At 72.2% G+C, this 20980-nt stretch carries 16 protein-coding genes; 6 read left to right on the top strand and 10 right to left on the bottom strand.

Annotation, left to right across the window (positions count from 1 at the left end; all coding sequences use genetic code 11):
- Positions 1-74 precede the first annotated feature (74 nt).
- The 6 genes from OHA03_RS26560 to OHA03_RS26535 form a co-directional block, all read right to left on the bottom strand.
- Positions 75-3749, bottom strand: coding sequence for a hydantoinase B/oxoprolinase family protein (locus OHA03_RS26560; RefSeq protein WP_267006267.1), 3675 nt, complete (start codon positions 3747-3749; stop codon positions 75-77).
- A complete protein-coding gene (locus OHA03_RS26555; protein WP_267008167.1) occupies positions 3746-4630 on the bottom strand; it encodes an SGNH/GDSL hydrolase family protein in 885 nt (294 codons plus the stop codon). The genes OHA03_RS26560 and OHA03_RS26555 overlap by 4 nt, the downstream gene beginning before the upstream one ends.
- Positions 4631-4920: 290 nt before the next feature.
- On the bottom strand, positions 4921-6084 hold the full coding sequence (locus tag OHA03_RS26550; RefSeq protein WP_267006266.1) for a glycosyltransferase: 1164 nt from the start codon (positions 6082-6084) through the stop codon (positions 4921-4923).
- On the bottom strand, positions 6081-7391 hold the full coding sequence (locus tag OHA03_RS26545) for a glycosyltransferase family 1 protein (protein ID WP_267006265.1): 1311 nt from the start codon (positions 7389-7391) through the stop codon (positions 6081-6083). The genes OHA03_RS26550 and OHA03_RS26545 overlap by 4 nt, the downstream gene beginning before the upstream one ends.
- 141 nt (positions 7392-7532) lie before the next feature.
- On the bottom strand, positions 7533-8951 hold the full coding sequence (locus OHA03_RS26540) for a HEAT repeat domain-containing protein (protein ID WP_267006264.1): 1419 nt from the start codon (positions 8949-8951) through the stop codon (positions 7533-7535).
- A gap of 218 nt (positions 8952-9169) precedes the next feature.
- The gene (locus OHA03_RS26535; protein WP_267006263.1) at positions 9170-9562 is read right to left on the bottom strand and encodes an ankyrin repeat domain-containing protein; all 393 of its coding nucleotides are present in this window, start codon (positions 9560-9562) and stop codon (positions 9170-9172) included.
- A gap of 307 nt (positions 9563-9869) precedes the next feature.
- On the opposite strand from OHA03_RS26535, the gene OHA03_RS26530 reads away from it, so the two are divergent.
- On the top strand, positions 9870-10064 hold the full coding sequence (locus tag OHA03_RS26530; protein ID WP_030968886.1) for a hypothetical protein: 195 nt from the start codon (positions 9870-9872) through the stop codon (positions 10062-10064).
- Between the two features lie 37 nt (positions 10065-10101).
- Positions 10102-11718, top strand: a complete 1617-nt coding sequence (locus tag OHA03_RS26525; RefSeq protein ID WP_267006262.1) for an ATP-binding protein — start codon at positions 10102-10104, stop codon at positions 11716-11718.
- Positions 11719-11829: 111 nt separating this feature from the next.
- Here OHA03_RS26525 and OHA03_RS26520 read toward each other — a convergent pair whose 3' ends face one another.
- A complete protein-coding gene (locus OHA03_RS26520; protein ID WP_267006261.1) occupies positions 11830-13329 on the bottom strand; it encodes a PLP-dependent aminotransferase family protein in 1500 nt (499 codons plus the stop codon).
- Positions 13330-13431: 102 nt separating this feature from the next.
- Between OHA03_RS26520 and OHA03_RS26515 the strand changes: the two genes are divergently transcribed.
- The 4 genes from OHA03_RS26515 to OHA03_RS26500 all read left to right on the top strand — a co-directional run bounded on the left by OHA03_RS26515 (position 13432) and on the right by OHA03_RS26500 (position 16956).
- Positions 13432-14133, top strand: coding sequence for a YitT family protein (locus OHA03_RS26515; protein WP_267006260.1), 702 nt, complete (start codon positions 13432-13434; stop codon positions 14131-14133).
- Positions 14130-14894, top strand: a complete 765-nt coding sequence (locus OHA03_RS26510) for a glycerophosphodiester phosphodiesterase (protein WP_267006259.1) — start codon at positions 14130-14132, stop codon at positions 14892-14894. The genes OHA03_RS26515 and OHA03_RS26510 overlap by 4 nt, the downstream gene beginning before the upstream one ends.
- Positions 14895-14939: 45 nt before the next feature.
- Positions 14940-16316, top strand: coding sequence for an MFS transporter (locus tag OHA03_RS26505; protein ID WP_267006258.1), 1377 nt, complete (start codon positions 14940-14942; stop codon positions 16314-16316).
- 265 nt (positions 16317-16581) lie between these two features.
- On the top strand, positions 16582-16956 hold the full coding sequence (locus OHA03_RS26500; protein ID WP_007262928.1) for an RNA polymerase-binding protein RbpA: 375 nt from the start codon (positions 16582-16584) through the stop codon (positions 16954-16956).
- A 376-nt stretch (positions 16957-17332) separates the two neighbouring features.
- On the opposite strand, the gene fxsA is transcribed toward OHA03_RS26500, so the two are convergent.
- The 3 genes from fxsA to OHA03_RS26485 all read right to left on the bottom strand — a co-directional run bounded on the left by fxsA (position 17333) and on the right by OHA03_RS26485 (position 20922).
- On the bottom strand, positions 17333-17911 hold the full coding sequence (gene fxsA, locus OHA03_RS26495; protein ID WP_267006257.1) for an FxsA family membrane protein: 579 nt from the start codon (positions 17909-17911) through the stop codon (positions 17333-17335).
- A gap of 56 nt (positions 17912-17967) precedes the next feature.
- Positions 17968-18735: a polyprenol monophosphomannose synthase gene (locus OHA03_RS26490; protein ID WP_267006256.1), complete on the bottom strand. Its 768-nt coding sequence runs from the start codon at positions 18733-18735 to the stop codon at positions 17968-17970.
- A gap of 540 nt (positions 18736-19275) precedes the next feature.
- Complete coding sequence (locus OHA03_RS26485; protein ID WP_267006255.1) at positions 19276-20922, bottom strand: amidohydrolase; 1647 nt, start codon at positions 20920-20922, stop codon at positions 19276-19278.
- Positions 20923-20980: the final 58 nt, after the last annotated feature.

The following is a 20980-nucleotide window of genomic DNA, read 5'->3' as shown; positions in this document are numbered from 1 at the left end:
CACTGACAACGGTCGAAACGGCGCAGAAGCTACCGGTTGCCCCACCGTCGGCCGGGACCGCACAACACGGTCGGTCAGTCACGCTGCGGCGGTCGTTCCGGTTCCGGCACCGACGGGTTCCCGCGCTCCCCGGCTCCGTACCCTCCGCCGCCCGGAGTGCGCAGGACCAGCACGTCCCCGCGCGCCAGATCGGCCGTATCGCAGCCCTGCAGCGGGGTGACCGTCCTCGCGCCGTCGGCATGTTCGATGTGCTGGCTGCCCAGCGCGCCCGGTTCGCCGCCCGCCATGCCGTACGGCGGGACGCGGCGATGCCCGGAGAGCAGCGCCACCGTCACGGGTTCGAGGAACCGGAGTCTGCGCTCCACCCCGCAGCCGCCGTGCCACCGGCCCGCTCCCCCGCTGCCGTCGCGTACCCGGAAGCTCTCCAGAAGCACCGGGTAGCGCCATTCGAGGACTTCGGGGTCGGTGAGGCGCGAGTTGGTCATGTGGGTCTGCACGGCGTCGGTGCCGTCGAAGCCGTCGCCCGCGCCCGAGCCGCTGGCCACCGTCTCGTAGTACTGGACACGGTCGTTGCCGAAGGTCAGGTTGTTCATGGTGCCCGAGCCCTCCGCCTGGACGGAGAGCGCCGCGTACAGCGCACCCGTGACGGCCTGGGAGGTCTCCACGTTGCCCGCGACGGTGGCCGCCGGGTGGACGGGTGCCAGCATCGAGCCCTCCGGGACCCTGACCTCCAGGGGTTTGAGGCAGCCGCTGTTGAGCGGGATGTCGTCGGCGACCAGGGTCCGGAAGACGTACAGGACCGCGGCCATGACGACGGACTTCGGGGCGTTGAAGTTCCCGGGCTGCTGCGGTGAGGTGCCGGTGAAATCGACGACGGCGCTGCGGGCGCTACGGTCCACGGTCAGTGCGACCTCGATCACGGCGCCGTTGTCGGTCTCGTAGCGGTACGCACCGTCGTGCAGCTCCGTGATGATCCGGCGTACGGACTCCTCGGCATTGTCCTGCACATGGCCCATGTACGCGTCGACGGCCTCGGCGCCGAACTGGTCCACCATGCGCCGCAGTTCGACGATGCCCTTCTCGTTGGCGGCGATCTGGGCGCGCAGGTCGGCGAGGTTGGTGTCGGGATCGCGGGACGGGTACGCGGCGCCGGTGAGCAGCTCGCGGGTCTCGGCCTCACGAAAGTTGCCGTCCCTCACCAGCAGCCAGTTGTCGAACAGCACCCCTTCCTCGTCGATGGTGCGGCTGAAGGCGGGCATGGATCCGGGGGTGATGCCGCCGATCTCGGCGTGGTGGCCGCGCGATGCCACCAGGAACCGCAGCCCGGCGCGACCGTCGCCGGATGGCGCGCGTCCGTCGAACACCGGTGTCACGACGGTGACATCGGGCAGATGCGTACCCCCGTGGTACGGGTCGTTGATCGCGTACACGTCGCCGGGGCGGATCGTGGTGCCGTTGCGCCGGAGCACCTCCTTGATGGACTCCCCCATCGAGCCGAGGTGCACCGGAATGTGCGGGGCGTTGGCGATCAGGTTGCCGTCCGCGTCGAACAGGGCGCAGGAGAAGTCGAGCCGCTCCTTGATGTTGACGGAGTGGGCGGTGTTCTCCAGGCGTACGCCCATCTGCTCGGCGATCGACATGAAGAGATTGTTGAACACCTCCAGCATGACGGGGTCCACGCGCGTACCGATCGCGGTCCGGCCGGGGCGCGGGCGGACCCGGGTGAGCAGCAGATGGCCGGTGTCGCCGATGGCCGCCTGCCAGCCGGGATCGACGACGGTGGTGGCGTCGGCCTCGGCGATCACGGCGGGACCGGTGACGGTGTCCGACGGGTGCAGGGCCTCGCGCCGGTGGAGCGGGGTGTCCTGCCATCGGCCGTCGGCGAACATCCTTACCGTGGCGTGTGGCTGCGGCGCGCCCTGACGGGCCCTCCGGTCCACCGGGTGCGGTACGTGCCGGCCGGCCGCGCCGGTCGCCTCGACCGATACCGCCTCGGCGAGCAGCGGCCGGTCCATGGTGAAGCCGTAGCGGGCGCGGTGCTCGGCCGTGAACGCCTCCGTCATCGCGGGCACGGTGTCCAGGCCGACCGGCAGGCTCGCGTCCGTACCCGCGTAGCGCAGGAACACCCGGGCGTGCGTGCTGATCGCACTGTCCGGGAGGCCGTCGGCGCGCAGTTCGGCTCGGGTGCGGGCGGCCAGGTCGTCGTGGAGCTCCCCCAGCCGGGTCCTGGTCCCCTCGTCGTCCAGTTCCGCCTCGACCGACTGTTCGCGTATGGCGGTCGCGTCCGCGAGACCGATGCCGTACGCCGACAGCACCCCGGCCAGCGGCGGTACGAGGACCGTGTCGACGCCGAGCGCGTCGGCGACGGCGCAGGCGTGCTGGCCGCCGGCGCCGCCGAATGAGGTGAGGGCGTAGCGGGTGATGTCGTGGCCACGCTCCACGGAGATCTTCTTGACCGCGTTCGCCATGTTGAGCACGGCGATCTCCAGGAATCCGGCGGCGACCTCGGCGGCGGTACGCCGCGTTCCGGTGGCCCGGGCCACCTCGTCCGCGAGCTCACCGAAGCGCTCGCGCACCACATCGGCGTCGAGTGGAAGGTCCCCGTCCGGTCCGAAGACGGCGGGGAAGTGTGCGGGCTGGACCCGGCCGAGCATGACATTGGCGTCGGTGACCGTGAGGGGCCCGCCGCGGCGGTAGCAGGCCGGGCCGGGGACGGCGCCCGCGGAGTCGGGTCCCACCCGGTAGCGCCGACCGTCGAAGTGCAGGACGGAGCCGCCACCGGCCGCAACGGTGTGGATGTTCATCATGGGGGCGCGCATCCGTACCCCGGCGACCTGGGTGCCGAGCTCGCGCTCGAACTCGCCCGCGTAGTGCGACACATCCGTGGACGTACCGCCCATGTCGAAGCCGATGACCCGGTCGAATCCGGCCTGTTCGGACGTACGGGCCATGCCGACGACTCCGCCTGCCGGACCGGAGAGCACGGCGTCCTTGCCGCGGAAGTGCGCGGCCTCCCGCAGTCCGCCGTTGGACTGCATGAACATCAGCCGGACGGCGTCCAGTTCACCGGCGACCTCGTCGACGTACCGCCGCAGGATCGGCGAGAGATAGGCGTCGACGACGGTGGTGTCACCGCGCGGTACGAGCTTGATCAGCGGACTCACCTCGTGGGAGCAGCTGACCTGGGTGAAGCCGGCCTCGCGGGCCGCGGCGGCGACAGCGGTCTCGTGGGCGGGGTGCCGGTAGCCGTGCATCAGGACGACCGCCGCGCTGCGGAATCCGTCGGCCCACGCGGCTCTCAACTGCTCGGCCGTCGCTGCCGGGTCGAGGGGTGTGAGGGTCCGGCCGTGCGCGTCGATCCGCTCCGGCACCTCGATCACCCGCTCGTACACGGCCTCCGGCAGGAGGATGCGGCGGTCGAAGAGGCGCGGCCGGTTCTGGTACGCGATGCGCAGGGCGTCGCGGAACCCTTCGGTGATCACCAGGACGGTCGGCTCGCCGCGCCGCTCCAGCAGGGCGTTGGTGGCGACGGTCGTGCCCATCTTCACGCTGCCGACCCGGTCGGCGGGGACCGGGTCGGTGGGGCCGAGGCCCAGCAGCAGACGGATCCCGGCCACTGCGGCGTCCCGGTAGCGGTCCGGATCGTGCGAGAGGAGCTTGCGGGTGACCAGCCGCCCTTCTGGATCGCGGCCCACCACGTCGGTGAACGTGCCGCCACGGTCGATCCAGAACTCCCAGCGTCCAGTCACCCCTCCATACTGACGTGCGGCACCGGCAGCGGGGCGGACGGCACGGCGGGCGGAGTTCTGGACGGGACCGTGGCGAGCGCGCCCTGCAGTGCCTGGTCGGCCCGCCGGTTCAGCTGCGCGCTCGTGCCGCGCGCCCAGTGCCGTATCTCCGCTCCTGCCAGGCACAGCAGTTGGGGCAGCAGATCGGTGCTCCGGCGGACCAGCCATCCGGTGCCCGCCGTGGCCAGCCAGAGCAATGAGTCGGTGCGGCTCGGCGGCGGCTGCTCCGGCTCGCGCCCCGGCGGGGGGCCGAGGGCCAGACCACGGGCGGCGAGGAGCCCATGGAAGTCCGCCGCTACCGTGCGATGACCGCGCTCGGCCGGATGGAGCCGGTCGACGCTCCACAGCGAACGGTCGGAGACCCACTCCCCGTCCGAGGCATGCAGATGGACGGCGTCGTAGCGGGCGGACAACGCATGCACGACGGCATTCACCGCACTCTGCCGCCGGGCCAGCGGCCGGCCGAGGGGCGCGGGCAGCCCGAGGACGGCGCCGGGATCGGGCAGACAGGCCGTGAGGAGTACGGCCCCGCCGTCGGTCAGGAGCGCGCAGACCTCGTCCAGCCGCTGGGCGAGGAGCCGGATGTCGAAGGACCGGCGCAGGGTGTCGTTGACGCCGACGACGACGGAGGCCAGGTCGGGCCGGAAAGCGGCGGCGGCCTGGGCCTGCCGGTCACGGACGTCGCTGGAGAGCGCACCGCTGACGGCGAAGTTACGGAACTCGACGCCCCGCCGGCTGTTCCCGATCCCGTCCGCCAACAACGCGGCCCAGCCGCGCCGGCCACCGGGGACGGGATCACCGACACCCTCGGTGAACGAGTCCCCGAGCGCGGCGAACCGGATCGGGCGACCGGGGGTCGCGGTCTGCGCACGTGATTCGGGCGGAACAGGCGGAGCGGCCGTTACGGGGAGGGAAGCCGCTACGGAGGACGAGGCGGGCGCGGGCGACGCCGGCGGTACAGGCGGGGCCTCTGTCACGGATACGCGAGCCGGCACGGAAGCGGGCGCGGGCCCGGGCGAAACCGGCAGGGCCCCCGTCACCGACACCGGAGCCGACGCAGAGCTCGACGCGGACGCCCGCGCCCCTGGCAACGGCACGGCCGTCGCCCCGGCCGCCCGCACCCCCGACCCCGTCATGCCCGCACCCCCGGTATCCCGCCCCGGTCCGGCACGTCGTGGGCGGCCAGGAATGCCGCCACCGAGCGGTCCCAGCCGAAGAGTTCGGCGCGTTGCCTCGCCGCCGCGCGCCGCCCCGCTTCGGGGCGCGCCAGCAACTCCCGTACGGCGGCGGCGAATGCTTCACCCGTGTCCGCCGCGGCCACTCCCGCTTCGCCGATCACCTCCGGCAGCGCGGAGCTCGCGCTCGCCACCACCGGGGTGCCGCAGGCCAGTGCTTCCAGGGCCGAGAGTCCGAACGTCTCGGCCGGGCCGGGGGCCAGGCAGAGGTCGGCCGCGGCCTGCAGATCCGCCACCCGTTCGCGGTCCCGCACATGCCCCAGGAACTCGACCGGCAGCCGCTCCGCCCGCGCCCGGCTCTCCAGCCCCGCGCGCAGCGGCCCGTCGCCCGCGACCACCAGCGTCGCACGCACACCCAGGCCGTCGAGGACGGCGAGCGCGTCCAGGGCCCGACCGGGCCGCTTCTCCACCGAGAGGCGGGAGCACATCAGGAGGAGCACGGACCGGCCGCGGACGTGCCGGGCACGCAGGACCAGGCTGCGCCGGCCCGGGCGGCAGCGCTGCAGGTCCACGCCGAGCGGGGCGCGGACCACATTGCGTGCGCCGATCCGGACGAACTCGCGCTCCGCCCACTCCGTGGTGCACACGATCCGGGTGTAGGCGTGTGCGCTGAGGGTGTTGAGGCGGTCGGCGGTCCGCGCTGCCGCGCCGGCCGGGACGCCCCAGGTGCGCAGCACCCCGTCCGCGGTCTCGTGGGAGACCATCACAGCGGGCACCCGGGCGCGGCGGGCCCATTCGCCCGTCCAGCGCAGGGTGGTGCGGTCGGAGACCTCCAGGCGGTCGGGCCGCAGCGTTTCGAGGAGGTGCCGGAGGGTGCGGCGGCCGGCCAGTACGCGATAGCCGCCGCTGCCCGGCAGCGCCGGTCCCGGGAGGGTGATCACCCTGCCTTGTGCGGTGCGTACATCGCTCGCACTGTCGCCGGGCACGACGAGTACCGCCTCGTGCCCGGCCGCGAGGTAGCCGCGGCCGAGTTCGTCCAGGGCGGTGCGCAGTCCGCCGGAGGACGGGGTGACGAAGTTCGCCAGGCGGACAATGGTCTTTCCCCGCTCGCGCCCGGTCATGCGGCCACCGCCGTCCGGCCCCGCAGCACCTCGTCGTAGTGGTCCAGCAGTTGATCGCCGACGGCTTCCCACGTCCGGCCCTCGACCATGGTCCGCCCGGCCCGCCCGTAGGCCGCCGCGCGCGCGGGGTCGGCGACGAGTGCGCCGACGGCTGCCCGTACCGCGTCGGCGTCGTGCGGCGGGACCAGCAGGCCGGTCCTCCCGTGGTCGACGAGGTCGAGCGGCCCGCCGGCCGCCGGGGCGATGACGGGCACACCGGAGGCCATGGCCTCCTGCACCGTCTGGCAGAACGTCTCGTACGGGCCGGTGTGCACGAACATGTCCAGCGAGGCGAACAGCCGGGCGAGATCCTCCCCGGTCCTGCGGCCGAGGAAGACGGCGCCGGGCAGGGCCGCTCGCAGCGATGCGCCGCTGGGGCCGTCCCCGACGACCACGACCCGCACCCCGGGCAGCCCGCAGGCACCGGCAAGGAGTTCGACGTGCTTCTCCGCGGCGAGCCGGCCGACGTATCCGATGATCTTCTCGCCGCCGGGCGCGAGGCGGTGGCGCAACGCCTCGTCGCGCAGTCCCGGCCGGAACCGTACGGTGTCGACGCCGCGCGGCCACAGCCGCACCCGCTCCACTCCGTGCTCGGTGAGGTCGCGGACGGCGGCGGTGGAGGGAGCGAGGGTGCGGTCGGCGGCGCTGTGCACCGCGCGCATCCGGCGCCAGGCGGTGTTCTCGCCAGCACCGAGGTACGTACGGGCATAGCCGGCCAGGTCGGTCTGGTAGACAGCCACGGCAGGCAGCCCGAGCCGGGCGGCTGCCGCCATGCCGCGTGCGCCGAGCACGAACGGTCCGGCGAGATGGACGAGTTCGGCCCGGTGCGCAATGAGGGCGGCCATCAGCCGACGGCTCGGAAGTGCCACCCGGACCTGGGAGTAGCCGGGCAGGGGCAGGGAAGGGACGCGCACCACGGGGCAGGGCGCGGCCGATTCGAAGACGTCGGGGGTGCCGGGGGCACCCGGGTACGGGGTCGAGGAGGCCGGGGGGCGTGCGGGGTCACTGCCGGTGGGCGGCTCCCACGGGATGCCGGAGGCACCCGGGTACGGGGCCGAGGCAGCCGACGGCCGCGCAGGGTCACTGGCGGCGGGTGGCCTCCACGGAGTGCCGGAGGAACGGGATGTGGCCGTCGCACCGGCCGTGGCCGGGGCTATGACGAGCGGTTCATGGCCCCGCGCGGCAAGGTGCCGGGCGGTCTGCATGGTGCAGTGGGCCACGCCGTTGACATCGGGCGGGAAGGATTCGGTGACGATGACGACACGCATACCCGTGTTGTCGTCGCACCGGACGTGACGGGGCCGACTTGGATCTTTCCACCCGGGGAACGTCCAGTGAGCGTTCGACGTCCGGTGGCAGGGTGCGCCGCGCTCCCCCGAAGCGCTGCGCCCTCCTGTGCGTGCCGCGGGTCAGACAGCCGGGGCGTCGGGCCCGATCCTGCTGCGTACCGCGGTCTGTACCTCGGCCTCCTCGGCCGGGTCGGCGGCCAGTCGGCGCAACCGTTCGGCGACCCTGATGTCCCCGGTCTCCGCGTGGAGTGCGGCGACCTCCCGAGTCGTCTCCTCGCAGTCCCACAGGCATTCGACGGCGAAGCCGGTGGCGAAGGAGGGGTCGGTGGCCGCGAGTGCGCGCGCCGCCCGGCCGCGCAGATGTGAGGAGGACGTCTCCCGGTAGACGTGGCGCAGGACGGGTGCGGCGCAGGCGATGCCCAGCCGGCCCGTGCCGTCGACGAGGGTCCACAGGCGTTGTGCGTCCGGCCCTTCGCCACGCACGGCGTCACGCAGAGCGGCGAGGACGAGTGATGCGTCCTGGTCGCCGCCCCGGCAGGCGAGCACACCGGCGGCGGAGGCGCCGAGCGCGTCGGGCCGTCGGGCCCAGATCCGGGCCCGGTCCACCGCCGCGTCGCCGCACATCCGCTCGAAGGCGGCGACTGCCGCGTCGGCGACCGTGCGCGAAGGGCTGACCGCCGCGGCTTCGATCAGGTCGAGCACGGCCGGGTCCCTGGCTTCGGACAGGTAGTGCAGAGCCGCGCAGCGGGCGCCTTCCGGGCCGCTGCGGGCAGCCTCGACGATCATCGGCCGGTCGTCGGGGCCGGCGACGGCGGTGAGGCAGCGGGCGGCCGGGACGTGAAGAGGGGTGCCGCGGTCCAGTCCCTGCTGTGCCCAGTCGAAGACGGCCTGGACGCTCCAGCCGGGGCGTGGGCCGCCGGGGCGCATCTGTCGCTGCCAGCGGTCGAACGAGCCCTGCTCCGATGCGGCCCTGACCCTGGCTCCGACCGCTTCGCGCGGATCGTCCGCCCACAGCCGCCAGGGCCGGGGCTCGAAGGCGTCCCGTACGGCGGCCGCGAGCTCGGCGGCGCCCTCCTCGGTGTCCGGGAACCGGGCCAGGACAGGTACCGCGAGCGTGCGGAGTCCCGCGTCGTCGTCGCGCAGGGCCAGCTCGTCGAGGGCCCACGCCCAGTTGGCGCCGGTCGCAGCGTACCGCCGCAGCAGGTTCAGGGCGTCGGAGCGACCGTACGAGGCGAGGTGGCCGAGGACCGCGAGGGCCAGGCCGGTCCGCGAGTCGTCGGTGTCGATGTGGTCGTCCGGATCGCTCAGGTGCTGCTCGATCTCCTCGATGCCGCCGTCGAGGTCGAGATACAGACGTGCGTAGTAGAGGGAGCGGTTCTCGACCTGCCAGTCGTGGCGCGGATCGCTCAGGACGCAGTGGTTGAGGGCCGCGAGGGCCTCGGCACGTGGTGCGGCGAGCGCGTGGAGCGTGCCGTCGCCGCGGCCCCTCTGCAACAGGCCGAGCAGGGTGCCGCTCGGCGCTATGAACGGATCGAACATGGGGAAAGCCTCACATCAAGCTGTCGACGCAACCGGGACTGTGCAGTTCCAAGTGCCGGGTGGGCACTACGCCGCGCAGCAACATGATCGGCCGACCGCCGTCTTCTGCTTGGTGTAGACCATCTTCCTCTACCTCTCGTCGGTGGCCCGAATCGGGCCCGCGACGTCATGATGACCCAGCCATTTCGTCACCGCGACCACATTTACCGCGTACCCGCTCATCGGGAGCCGAAGAGTTCCAGCAGGTCGGCCTTACCGAACATGCGCGCGGTGTCCAGCGCGGACGGTGTTCCGGCCGCCGGGTCGGCACCCGCGGCGAGCAGTGCCTCGATCACCGCGTCCTCCCCCTTGAAGACGGCTCCGGCGAGCGGCGTCTGCCCGCGGTCGTTGGCCCGGTCCGGGTCGGCACCGCGACCGACGAGGGCGGTGACCGCCTCGGCGTGCCCGTGATAGGCGGCGAGCATCAGCAGCGAATCACCCCGGTCGTTCGTCAGGTTCGCGGGCACACCGGCGTCCACATACGCGGCGAGCGTCTCGGTCTCCCCGCGGCGCGCCAGGTCGAAGACCTTGGTCGCCAGCTCCACGACCTCGGGATCTGGGACTTCGCTCATCGGACGGACCGCCTTCCATGAACTCGTTGCTGCTGACCGGGTGGGTCGTACGGCACGGGGGCCGTACGAGTGAATCGACAGGGTACTGCTCCACGGCACACATGCCCCGGACCGGCCGTGGCTGGATCACGCCGAGTGAGGGCAGGGCGGTGCGCCGTGCCGGATGTTCCGCCCGACGGCGTCTACCTATCGGCCGTTCCAGTGAAAATAATGACCTTTCACTCATTTGCCCCTTTTATCCTATAGATACTTTTTGTGATCCTGGAAGGACTCATGGTGACTGTCCCCCCAAACAGGAGAACCACTCATGATCCTTTCCATGTCAGGCGTAGTCATCCTCGGCGTCATCGTCTTCCTGTTCTTCAGGAAGGACGGCCTCAAGGCCTCGCACGCCCTCGTCACAGCCCTCTTCGGCTTCTATCTGGCCGGCACCGCCATCGCACCGAGCATCACCGCGGGCGGAGCGAGCCTGGCCGGCCTGCTGGGCGGGATCAAGTTCTGACCCCCCGCGACCCGCTCCCACCCTTCAGGAGACCGACGTGGCCCGGCGACCACTCCCCCGCATTCTGAACAGCGGCAGCGCTTCGATCACTCGCGGTCGCGAGCTCGCGCGCACGGCCGCCGACAACGCCACCGACGTCCTTCATCCGCTGATCAGGATCGTTCGTGGTCTGCGGCTGCTGGCCGGCGCAGGACGGCGGAAGTGGGCCGCGACACCCAAGGAGCGGCGTGGTCCCACGCTGTTCCTCGTCGCGGCCTGCGTATTCGTGGTGGCGCTCATCCCGTACGGGCCCCTGCTCGCCCTGGCCGCGGTGATGGGCGCCGCCGCATGGAAGGGGCGCGAGCGTACGCCGGTGAGGACCGGCCCCGGCAAGACCGAGACCGGGCGGCTGCAGGCCCTGTACGAGGCGCTCGTGCCGTACTTCTCCGTGGCCGACGACCCGAGTCCGCTGTTCGCTCACGGCGGTGACTATGGGAAGGCGTTCAGCGGTTACGAGTTCGACGGCGACGGACGCGTCACCCGGCTCAAGGTCGCGTACCCCGCGTACTTCACCGACGGCGAGGCCGCCTCCCGCATCCGGATCGAACAGCTGCTGCACGCCAAGTCGGGCCGCGGTCGCGAGTACCACTTCGCCTGGGACGAGGAGGCCAACCAGCTCGTGATGAGCGTCCTCGACGCCCTGCCCACCTCGATCGCCGCCCAGCGCTTCGTCACCACGCCCGGGGAGACGGTGCTGGGCTTCACCGACGACGACGCGGTGCAGCGGAAGGTGCCGGTCACCGACGGCGAGGAGACCCGGGACGCACCCCCGGTCGTCTGGCGGACCGGCGCCCGCTCCACGGAACCGCATCTGCTGATCGTCGGACAGCCGGGCAGCGGCACCTCGACGCTGATGCGCTCCATCGCCCTGCAGGCGCTCCAGCACGGCGACATCCTCATCATCGAAGGCAGCGGAACCGGCGAGTACGCCTGCCTGACCGGACGCACCGGGGTGCTGGCCGTCGAGTGCGGACTGGCCGGTGCGCTGGCCACCCTGGAGTGGGCGGCCCATGAGACGGAGCGGCGGCTGATCGCCGCCAACCGGGCCCGGCAGGCGGGACACCCCCCGCCCGAGGACACCAAGCGCCCGCTCTGGATCCTGCTGGACCGGCCCAGTGTCCTCGGCCATCTCGCGGCCGTCGACGGCCGGCCCGACCCGCAGGAACTCCTTCAGGTGCCGTTGCGGCACGGCAGGGCGGCCAACGTCACCGTGGTGACGGCCGACCAGTTCGACAGTCTGGACACGCTCAGCGAGACCGTACGGACCCACACCCGGGCCCGGGTCGTCCTCGGCCCCTGCGCACGCGACCAGGTCGAGTCCGTGCTGGGCCTGGAGCCGCACACCACCCCGCCACCGGACGTCCCACCCGGCCGTGGATACGCGCGGCTCGGCACCGGCCCGGTGCTGCGGCTCCAGGTGCCGGCCACACCGGACCCGTACGACGACGCGACGAGCGAGGCACACCGGCAGGCGGTGCTCGATCTGCTGCCCGCGCCACAGACGGCGGTCGAGGCGACCGTGCCGGAACCCACGAGTCCGGACCCGTTGCCCGCGGAGACCGCCCTGACGGCGGGGCACGTCCTGACAGCCGAGCAGCTGATGCTCAGCGAGTAGGAGTACGAAGGGGCGGGCGGCGCGGACGGGTGGCGGACCATGCGGTCCGCCACCCCGTCCGCGCCGCCCGCCCCCAGCGATGGGGCCGTGGCGGTTATCCGGCCGCCTCGGTCAGGCGACGAATGTCCTCGGCGCCTCCGCCCCCGCGCTCGCCCCCGACCCGACCAGCTGCGCCGCCGCCGCGAGCCGCGCCGCCGCCTCGTCCGCCACCGGCCCGCCGACCGTGAACGGCAGCCGGACGTACCCCTCGAAGGCGCCGTCGACACCGAACCGCGGGCCCGACGGCACCCGCACCCCCACGCGCTCGCCCGCCACGGCCAGCCGCGACCCCGACAGTCCGCCCGTGCGCACCCAGAGCGTCAGCCCGCCGCGCGGCACCTCGAACTCCCACTCCGGCAGTTCCCGGCGCACCGCTGCGACCAGCGCGTCCCGGTTCTCCCGTGCCTGGCCGCGGCGGATCTCCACCGCTTCCTCCCAGCCCCCGGTACGCATCAGCCAGTTGATCGCGAGCTGCTCCAGTACGGGAGTGCCCATGTCCGCGTAGGCCCGGGCGGACACCAGACTGCGGATCACGTCGGGCGCGGCCCGCACCCAGCCGATCCGCATGCCGGCCCAGAAGGCCTTGCTGGCCGAGCCGACGGTGACCACGGTGCTGCCCGCCGGATCGAAGGCGCAGACCCGGCGCGGCATCTCCACATCGTCGTCCAGGTAGAGCTCGTTCATGGTCTCGTCGACGACCAGGACGGTCCCGGCGGAGCGGGCCGCGTCCACCAGGGCCCGGCGCTGGTTCTCGTCCGCGAGCGCGCCGGTGGGGTTGTGGAAGTCCGCCACGACGTAGGCGAGCCGGGGGGCCGCGTCCCGCAGCACGTGCCGCCAGCGGTTCATGTCCCAGCCGCCGATCCCCTCCTCCATCGCCACCGGCACCAACCGGGCGCCGGCCTCCCGCATCAGCTGCAGGATGTTGGCGTACGACGGGGACTCCACCGCGATCCGCTCGCCGCGCCCCGCGAAAAGATGGCAGATGGCATCGATCGCGCCCATCGCACCGGTGGTGACCATGATCTGTTCCGGCATGGTGGCGATGCCGCGCTCGGTGTAGCGGTCGGCGATCATCTGCCGCAGCGCGGGCAGCCCCGCCGGGTAGTCGCCGTGGGTGTGCGCATACGGCGGCAGTTCTTCCAGGGCGCCCTGGACGGCGCGGGTCAGCCAGGGTTCGGGCGCGGGCAGCGAGGCACAGCCCAGGTCGATCATCGAACCGAGCGACTCCGGGGGCAGCGGTTCGAGACCGCGGGCGGGCAGCGGATTGCCCGCCGGCACGGCGGTCCAGCTCCCGGCGCCGCGGCGGGACTCCAGGAACCCCTCGGCCCGCAGCGCCTCGTAGGCGGCGGCGACGGTGGTGCGGCTGACGGACAGGCCGAGCGCCAGTTCACGCTCGGCGGGGAGCCGGGCGGCGACCGGCACCCGGCCCTCGAGGACGAGCAGCCGGATGCCGTCGGCGAGCGCGCGGTAGGCGGGCGGCCTGCGCGCGCCGGGGCCCATGGGCTTCTGCTGCTGGGCCTGGAGCTGCCGGGCGAGCTGCGCGGCACCGACGGCCGAAGTCCACTGCGCCATGAAAATCAGTCCACCTTCCTCGGATTGGCCATAGTTGGTAGCCAATACCTCGCCCCAGAGTGTCATGCGTCGGTCCACTGCCACCACACCAGGGAGCACATCTTGTCCAACACCGCCGTCCCGCGCGGGGCGCATCTCACCCGGCGGCTGGTTCAGCTGTACGCCGGTCTGGCCCTGTACGGAGTGAGCTCGGCGCTCCTCGTCCGCGCCGGGCTCGGCCTCGAACCCTGGGGGGTGCTGCACCAGGGGCTCGCCGAGCGCACCGGGCTCTCCATCGGAGTCGTCGCGATCATCGTCGGCGCGGCGGTCCTGCTGCTGTGGATCCCGATGAGGCAGCGTCCCGGCCTCGGGACGGTCTCCAACGTCTTCGCCATCGGCCTCGCCATGGACGGCACGCTCGCCCTCGTTCCCGAGGTGCACGGCCTCGCCGGACGGATCGCGTTGATGGTCGCGGGGATCGTGCTCAACGGTGTCGCGACGGGGCTGTACATAGCGGCGCGGTTCGGCCCCGGTCCGCGCGACGGGCTGATGACCGGACTGCACCGGCGCACCGGCCGCTCCATCCGGACGGTCCGCACGGCGATCGAGGTGGCGGTGGTGGCGACCGGCTTCGTGCTCGGCGGCTCCCTGGGAGTGGGCACGGTCCTCTACGCGCTCAGCATCGGCCCGCTCGCCCAGCTCTTCCTGCGCGTGTTCGCCATCCCCGGGGCCGATCCCGCCGACCGGACCGTCGCTCCCGCGCCGGAGTCCGGCACCACCGCCGTCACCGCACCGTCACCGGAGGAGGCCATACTTCCGCAGTGACCTCCCTACGCCACCCGTATCTGGACCATCCCGTGACGATCCCGTTCGCCCACCGCGGTGGAGCGGCGGACGGGATCGAGAACACGACGGCCGCGTTCCGCCGGGCCGCCGACGCCGGCTACCGGTACTTCGAGACCGATGTGCACACGACGTCGGACGGCCGCCTGGTCGCCTTCCACGACACCACCCTGGACCGGGTGACGGACGCCCGGGGCCGGATTGCCGACCTGCCGTGGAGCGAGGTGCGGCAGGCCCGGGTGGCGGGCCGCGAACCGCTTCCGCTGTTCGAGGAGTTGCTGGAGGAGTTCCCCGACGCCCGCTGGAACGTGGACATCAAGGCCGAGCCGGCCCTGGTCCCGCTGATCGATCTGATCCGCCGGACGGATGCCTGGAACCGGGTGTGCGTCGGCTCGTTCTCGGAGACCCGGGTGGCCAGGGCGCACCGCCTCGCGGGCCCCCGGCTCGCCACCTCGTACGGTGTCCGCGGCGTCCTCGGCCTGCGCCTGCGCTCGTACGGCATACCGGCCGCACTGCGCGCCGGAGCGGTGTGCGCGCAGGTACCGGAGAGCCAGAACGGGGCCAGGGTGGTCGACCGGCGCTTCGTCCGGGAGGCCCATGCGCGCGGACTCCAGGTCCATGTCTGGACGGTGAACGAACCGGAGCGGATGGCAGCGCTCCTCGATCTCGGCGTGGATGGCATCATGACCGATCACATCGAGACGCTGCGTACGGTGCTGAGCGAGCGGGGGGCCTGGGCCTGACGCCGGCCCGGCGGCGTCCCACGGGGAGACACGAGGGGGTGCGGGTTGAGCGCCGAGTCCGCAGACACCGCTGAGCCGACGCCGGAACGCGCCACCGAGGGTGCCGACGCCGAGGGCCGCAGACGCGAACAACGCGGCTGGTACTTCTACGACTTCGCGTGTTCGGTCTACTCGACCAGCGTCCTCACGGTGTTCCTCGGCCCCTATCTGACGTCGATAGCCAAGGCCGCCGCGGACGCCGACGGTTTCGTGCACCCGCTCGGCGTCCCGGTGCGCGCCGGTTCGCTCTTTGCCTACGCGGTCTCGGTGTCCGTCGTCGTCGCGGTGGTGGTGATGCCGATCGTGGGCGCCGCCGCCGACCGTACGGGCCGCAAGAAGCCGCTGCTCGCGGCCGCCGCGTATGTGGGCGCGGCCGCGACGACCGGGATGTTCTTCCTGGACGGCCACCGCTATCTGCTGGGTGCGTTCCTGCTGATCGTGGCGAACGCGTCGATCTCGGTGTCGATGGTGCTCTACAACGCGTATCTGCCGCAGATCGCCGGGCCGGACGAACGCGACGCGGTCTCCTCACGCGGCTGGGCCTTCGGCTACACGTCGGGGGCGCTCGTCCTCGTCCTCAATCTGGTCCTCTACACGGGCCACGACTCGTTCGGCCTCTCCGAGTCCGACGCGGTGCGGATCTGTCTCGCCTCGGCGGGTGTCTGGTGGGGCGCGTTCACCCTCGTGCCGCTGCGACGGCTGCGCGACCGGCGGGTGGCACCCGGCGGCGAGGGTGCGGTCGGCTCCGGCTGGCGACAGCTGCGCGCCACTCTGCGCGACATGCGCCGGCACCCGCTCACGCTCTCCTTCCTCCTGGCCTATCTGGTCTACAACGACGGCATCCAGACGGTGATCTCGCAGGCTTCGGTGTTCGGCTCCGAGGAGCTCGGCCTCGACCAGACGACGTTGATCACCGCCGTGCTGCTGGTGCAGGTGCTCGCGGTGGCGGGGGCGCTGGGGATGGGGAGGCTGGCACGGGCGTACGGGGCGAAGCGCACGATCCTGGCCTCGCTCGTCGTCTGGACCCTGATCCTCGTCTCCGGCTACTTCCTGCCCTCGGACGCCCCGGTCTTCTTCTACGTACTGGCCTCGGCGATCGGCCTGGTGCTCGGGGGCAGCCAGGCGCTGTCGCGCTCGTTGTTCTCCCATCTGGTGCCGCGCGGCAAGGAGGCCGAGTACTTCTCCGCGTACGAGATGAGCGACCGCGGACTGAGCTGGCTGGGGCCACTGGTGTTCGGTCTCGCGTATCAGCTGACCGGCAGCTATAGGGATGCAATCATCTCGTTGGTGATCTTCTTCGTGATCGGTTCGGTACTGCTCGCGAGGGTGCCTGTACGGCAGGCCGTTGCGGCGGCAGGGAATCCCGTTCCGGAACGGATTTAGACGTTGAAGTGAAAGGCCGGTAGTGTACGCCTTTGGCCTGCCCGGAGGACCGTTACTGCGAGTGGAAGAAGCCAAACTGTTGGGTGACAACTTCTGCCAGATGTGACAAACCGGGCATTGGTGGGTACCCCAACCCTGAAAAAGCAGCGGCACGACGGGCGACGCATGACCGGCAACGGGAATCTTTACCGCCGACCGGACGTTGACCGGATGACGACGACAGCGACACCTGTCCTGTGGGCGACAAGCCCGGGAGGCACGATTCATGAGTGAGCGAGCTCTCCGCGGCACGCGACTCGTGGTTACCAGCTACGAGACGGACCGCGGCATCGATCTGGCCCCGCGCCAGGCGGTGGAGTACGCATGCCAGAACGGACATCGATTTGAGATGCCGTTCTCGGTAGAGGCGGAAATTCCGCCGGAGTGGGAGTGCAAGGCGTGCGGCGCCATGGCACTCCTGGTGGACGGGGATGGCCCCGAGGAGAAGAAGGGCAAGCCTGCGCGTACGCACTGGGACATGCTCATGGAGCGGCGCACACGCGAGGAGCTGGAGGAGGTGCTGGCCGAGAGGCTGGCGGTTCTGCGCTCCGGAGCCATGAACATTGCCGTGCATCCGCGGGACAGCAGGAAGTCTGCCTGACCGCGCAACACCGCACCTAGACAGAGCCGCGGGCCGTGGTACACCGAGTGTGTGCCACGGCCCGCGGCTCTGTCTGTCGTGCACGGGGGGCCGCCGGGAGTCCCTGCCCTCACGCACCGGACGGGCTGGGGCGGGCTCCACGGCGCAGGGCGAGATTCCAGGGGCACCCGCACGTTGAACGGTCCCCCGGATGCGCCGGACATCGCGCGGGCACCGAAGATGTCCTCAAGCGCCGGACGGCTTGAATTTCTCGCCCGACGCCGGCTCGGGCATGAACGTCCGACGCACTTCCGGACGTGAACGCCAGGCCCGCGCGGACCAGTCCGCCCGGGGCTCGAGGACAGCAGTTCCACGCAGACCGTGGGGCGCGGCTCGGTCAGGGAGTCAGTGGCGGGCGGGGGTTCTCGTCCGGGTGGCGGTCGGTCTCGCGGATGACCTCGCCCTGGACGACCTTTCCGTCCGGGCGGTGGATCCGGGCCTGCTGGAACGCGTCGGAGAGACTCCCCGGTGTCGCGGCGCGCATCCGGCGCTCCAGGGACTTCTCCGCGCGCCTGCCGAGCGTCGCCCGCACCGGCGGCACCAGCAGCAGCAGTCCCGCCACGTCCGAGATCAACCCCGGGATCATGATCAGCAGCCCGCCGAGCATCAGCAAGCCGTTGCCCTTGCTGCCCGACGGGGCGGTGGGCGACGCGTCTGCGGCCCCCGGCTGCCCCGGCATCCGCTGGAGCGTCTCGCTGAGGTTGCGGAAGGCCCGGCGGCCGGCCGACTTCATCACGACGGCCCCGAGCACGACGCCCCCGATCAGGAGCAGCAGCACGGTGAACCCGCCCACGACGTCCGCCACCACGGTCAGCAGCCAGATCTCCAGCACTGCCCAGGCGGCGACGGCGAGGGGGATGAAGGTACGGGCGCGCGAGCGCCGCGGGGCGGTCGGGGGCGGTGTGCCGGTCGTCATGGTCCCCAGTGTGCCTGGACGCACGTCCGAGCGGGATAAGCGGGGTGTGAGGGCGATCAGGAGGGCTTGCGGCCCAGAACCCGGTTCGTGCGGGCGGTGACGCCCCACGCCGTGACCCGCCACAGCGCCTCGACGAGGATGTCGCGGCTCATCTTGGAGTCGCCGACCTCGCGGTCCACGAAGGTGATCGGGACCTCGACCACGTGGTATCCCGCGTCGACGGCGCGACGGGCCAGGTCGACCTGGAAGCAGTAGCCCTGGGAGGCGACCTCGTCGAGGCCGATGCCCTGCAGGGTCTCCGCCCGGAAGGCCCGGTAGCCGCCGGTGACGTCCCGGGTCCGCAGCCCGAGCAGCAGCCGGGAGTACGTGCTGCCGCCCCGGGAGATCATTTCGCGGGACTTGGGCCAGTTGACCACGCGCCCGCCCGGCACCCAGCGCGAGCCGAGCACCAGGTCGGCGCCCTTGAGCGCGGTGAGCAGCCGGGGCAGTTCCTCGGGCTGGTGGGAGCCGTCGGCGTCCATCTCGACAAGGACGCCGTAGCCGTGCTCGATACCCCAGCGGAAGCCCGCCAGGTATGCGGCACCGAGCCCTTCCTTGGCCTGCCGGTGCAGTACCTGCACCTGGCTGTCGGCGGCGGCGAGCTCGTCGGCGATCTTGCCGGTGCCGTCGGGGCTGTTGTCGTCGGCGACCAGGATGGCCGCGTCCGGTACTGCGGTGCGCACCCGGGTGACGATCGGCTTGATGTTCTCGGCCTCGTTGTAGGTCGGGATGATCACCAACGCTCTGCCGAGCGGGCCGTATCGCCTCTGACCGCCGTCGTTCACTTACTGCCCCTCACGTCCGTACGCAGGTGCACACCATATCGACCGCATACGGGACCGAGGACCGACGCGGTAGGGAGGTATCGGGAGCCGGGCCGGACAGAAGGAAGGAAGTGCGGACAGAAGCTCGGACGGAACTGCGGATCGGGGCCCGGCGTCCTTCGGGCCGACCTGGGTCCCGCTGGCTGCGGGTCGACCGAAAGCCGTTGTCTACTGAACGTCCGGGCCCCACCCGGGTCGCACCTGCCGTCCGGTTCGAACCTTCCCTCGCCCCCGAGGCGCGGGCGCTGAACCTGGCTGTCAGTGGTGGTGCACCGGTGCGGCACACCACCCCATGACCCAGCGGCGTTCGACGACTGCGTGGAGGTTCAACCGGTCGGACGTCCTGTGGTGGACTCGGCCGAACCTACCGGCCCGTGGGCGCCTTCTGTCAATACCCATCTGACCTGCAACGTTTACCGAACTCGCCTGGTCAGTACCGGAGATTCCCAGGTCGCGGGGAAGCGACGGCGCCTTCGATCGGCGGTACGAAATGTCCGGACGTCACCCGTTCGGCCTTACGTAGACAGTTTGTCCGAAGATCACGGTACGCAGGCAGACCGGAAGTTCACCGCCAGGGGTGAGGTCCGGCAGTCCGGGCGTCCCGGACCGCGGGTCCGTCGACCAGCGGGCGACCCGGTCGTCCGGGGCCTGGACCACAAGCTCCTCGGTGCGCCAGACGGCGTAGTCGGCAGGTGCACCGGGCACCAGCGTGCCCGCGTCGTCGCGGCCGACGGCCCGCCAGCCGCCCCTGGTGTGCGCGGTGAATCCCGCCCGCACGGAGATCCGGTGCTCGGGCGAGCGGTGGAATGCGGCGGCCCGTACGGTCCCCCACGGGTCCAGCGGGGTCACCGGGCTGTCCGAGCCGAAGGCGAGGGGGACGCCGGCCCGCAGGAGGCCCGCGTACGGGTTCAGGGTGCGGGCCCGTTCGGCGCCGAGCCGCTGCGCGTACATGCCGTCCTCGCCTCCCCAGGCCGCGTCGAAGGCGGGCTGGACGGAGGCGGTCAGACCCAGCTCCGCGAAGGCGGCGATGGTCTCGGGGGTGAGCATCTCGGCGTGCTCGACACGGTGCCGGGCGGCCCGGATGCGGGCCAGCCCGAGCGTTTCGGAGGCGGCCCTGACTCCGGCCACCACGGCGGAGACCGCGGCGTCGCCGATGGCGTGGAAGCCGGCCTGCAGACCGGCCTCGGTGCAGGCGGTGACATGGGCCGCGATCTGCGCCGCGTCCAGGTGGGCGGTACCGGTCCGTCCGGCCGGACCGTCGGCGTACGGCTCGTGCAGGCAAGCGGTGTGCGAGCCGAGGGAGCCGTCGACGAAGAGATCCCCGGCGGCGCCGATCGCGCCGAGTTCGCGGATCCGGCGGGCGTCCTTCTCGTCGCCCACCTGCTCGGCCCAGTAGCCGAAGACCCGCGGACCCGGCCGCCCGGCGGCGAGTTTCAGCAGCCCGGTGAAGTCCTCCTCGTCGGAGATGTCGGGTCCGCCGCACTCATGGACGGTGCCGATGCCGAGCGAGGCGGCGCGGTCCAGGGCGGCGCGCTGGGCGTCGGCGCGCTGCTGCGGCGAGACGGCGTCGTGCGCGGCGGAACGCACCGCGTGGTGGGCGGCGCCGGTCAGCGGGGCGTCGGGGTGGTAGCCGGCCAGTGCGGTCACGCCGGGGACCAGATCGAGGAGGGCCGTGGTGACGACCGCGGAGTGCACATCGATCCGGGGCAGATAGACGGGCCGGCCGCCGGCCGCCGCGTCGAGTTCGCCGCGCGACGGGGGCCGCTGCTCCGGCCAGCGCGTGGCGTCCCAGCCGTGGCCGAGGACGACCCGGTCGGCGGGGTGCGCGGCCGTGTGCGTACGAACGAGGTCGAGGGCCTCGGCAAGGGTGCGGGCGCCGGAGAGATCCAGACCGGTGAGGGCCAGGCCGGTCGATGTGGTGTGGACGTGCGCGTCGGTGAACGCCGGAGTGACCAGCGCCCCTTCGAGGTCGATCACTTCGTCGACGCCGCTCGCGAAGGCGTCGGCGGCCCCTTCGGAGCCCACCCAGGCGACATGGCCGCGTTCGACGACCATGGCGGTGGCGAAGGGGTCGGCGGGGCTGTGGACGTCTCCACCGCGCAGCAGCACGGTGCGGTGTTCGCTCTGGGGGGCGGTGCTCTCGGTCATGACACCAGTCTCGCGCCTGCGCGGAGCGGCGCGGTCCGCACCCCCCTCGGGTGCCGCG

This window comes from Streptomyces sp. NBC_00154, assembly GCF_026342835.1.
Taxonomy (GTDB): domain Bacteria; phylum Actinomycetota; class Actinomycetes; order Streptomycetales; family Streptomycetaceae; genus Streptomyces.
The sequence above is the reverse complement of the archived record's forward strand: the minus strand, read 5'-3'. Positions and strand labels throughout refer to the sequence as shown.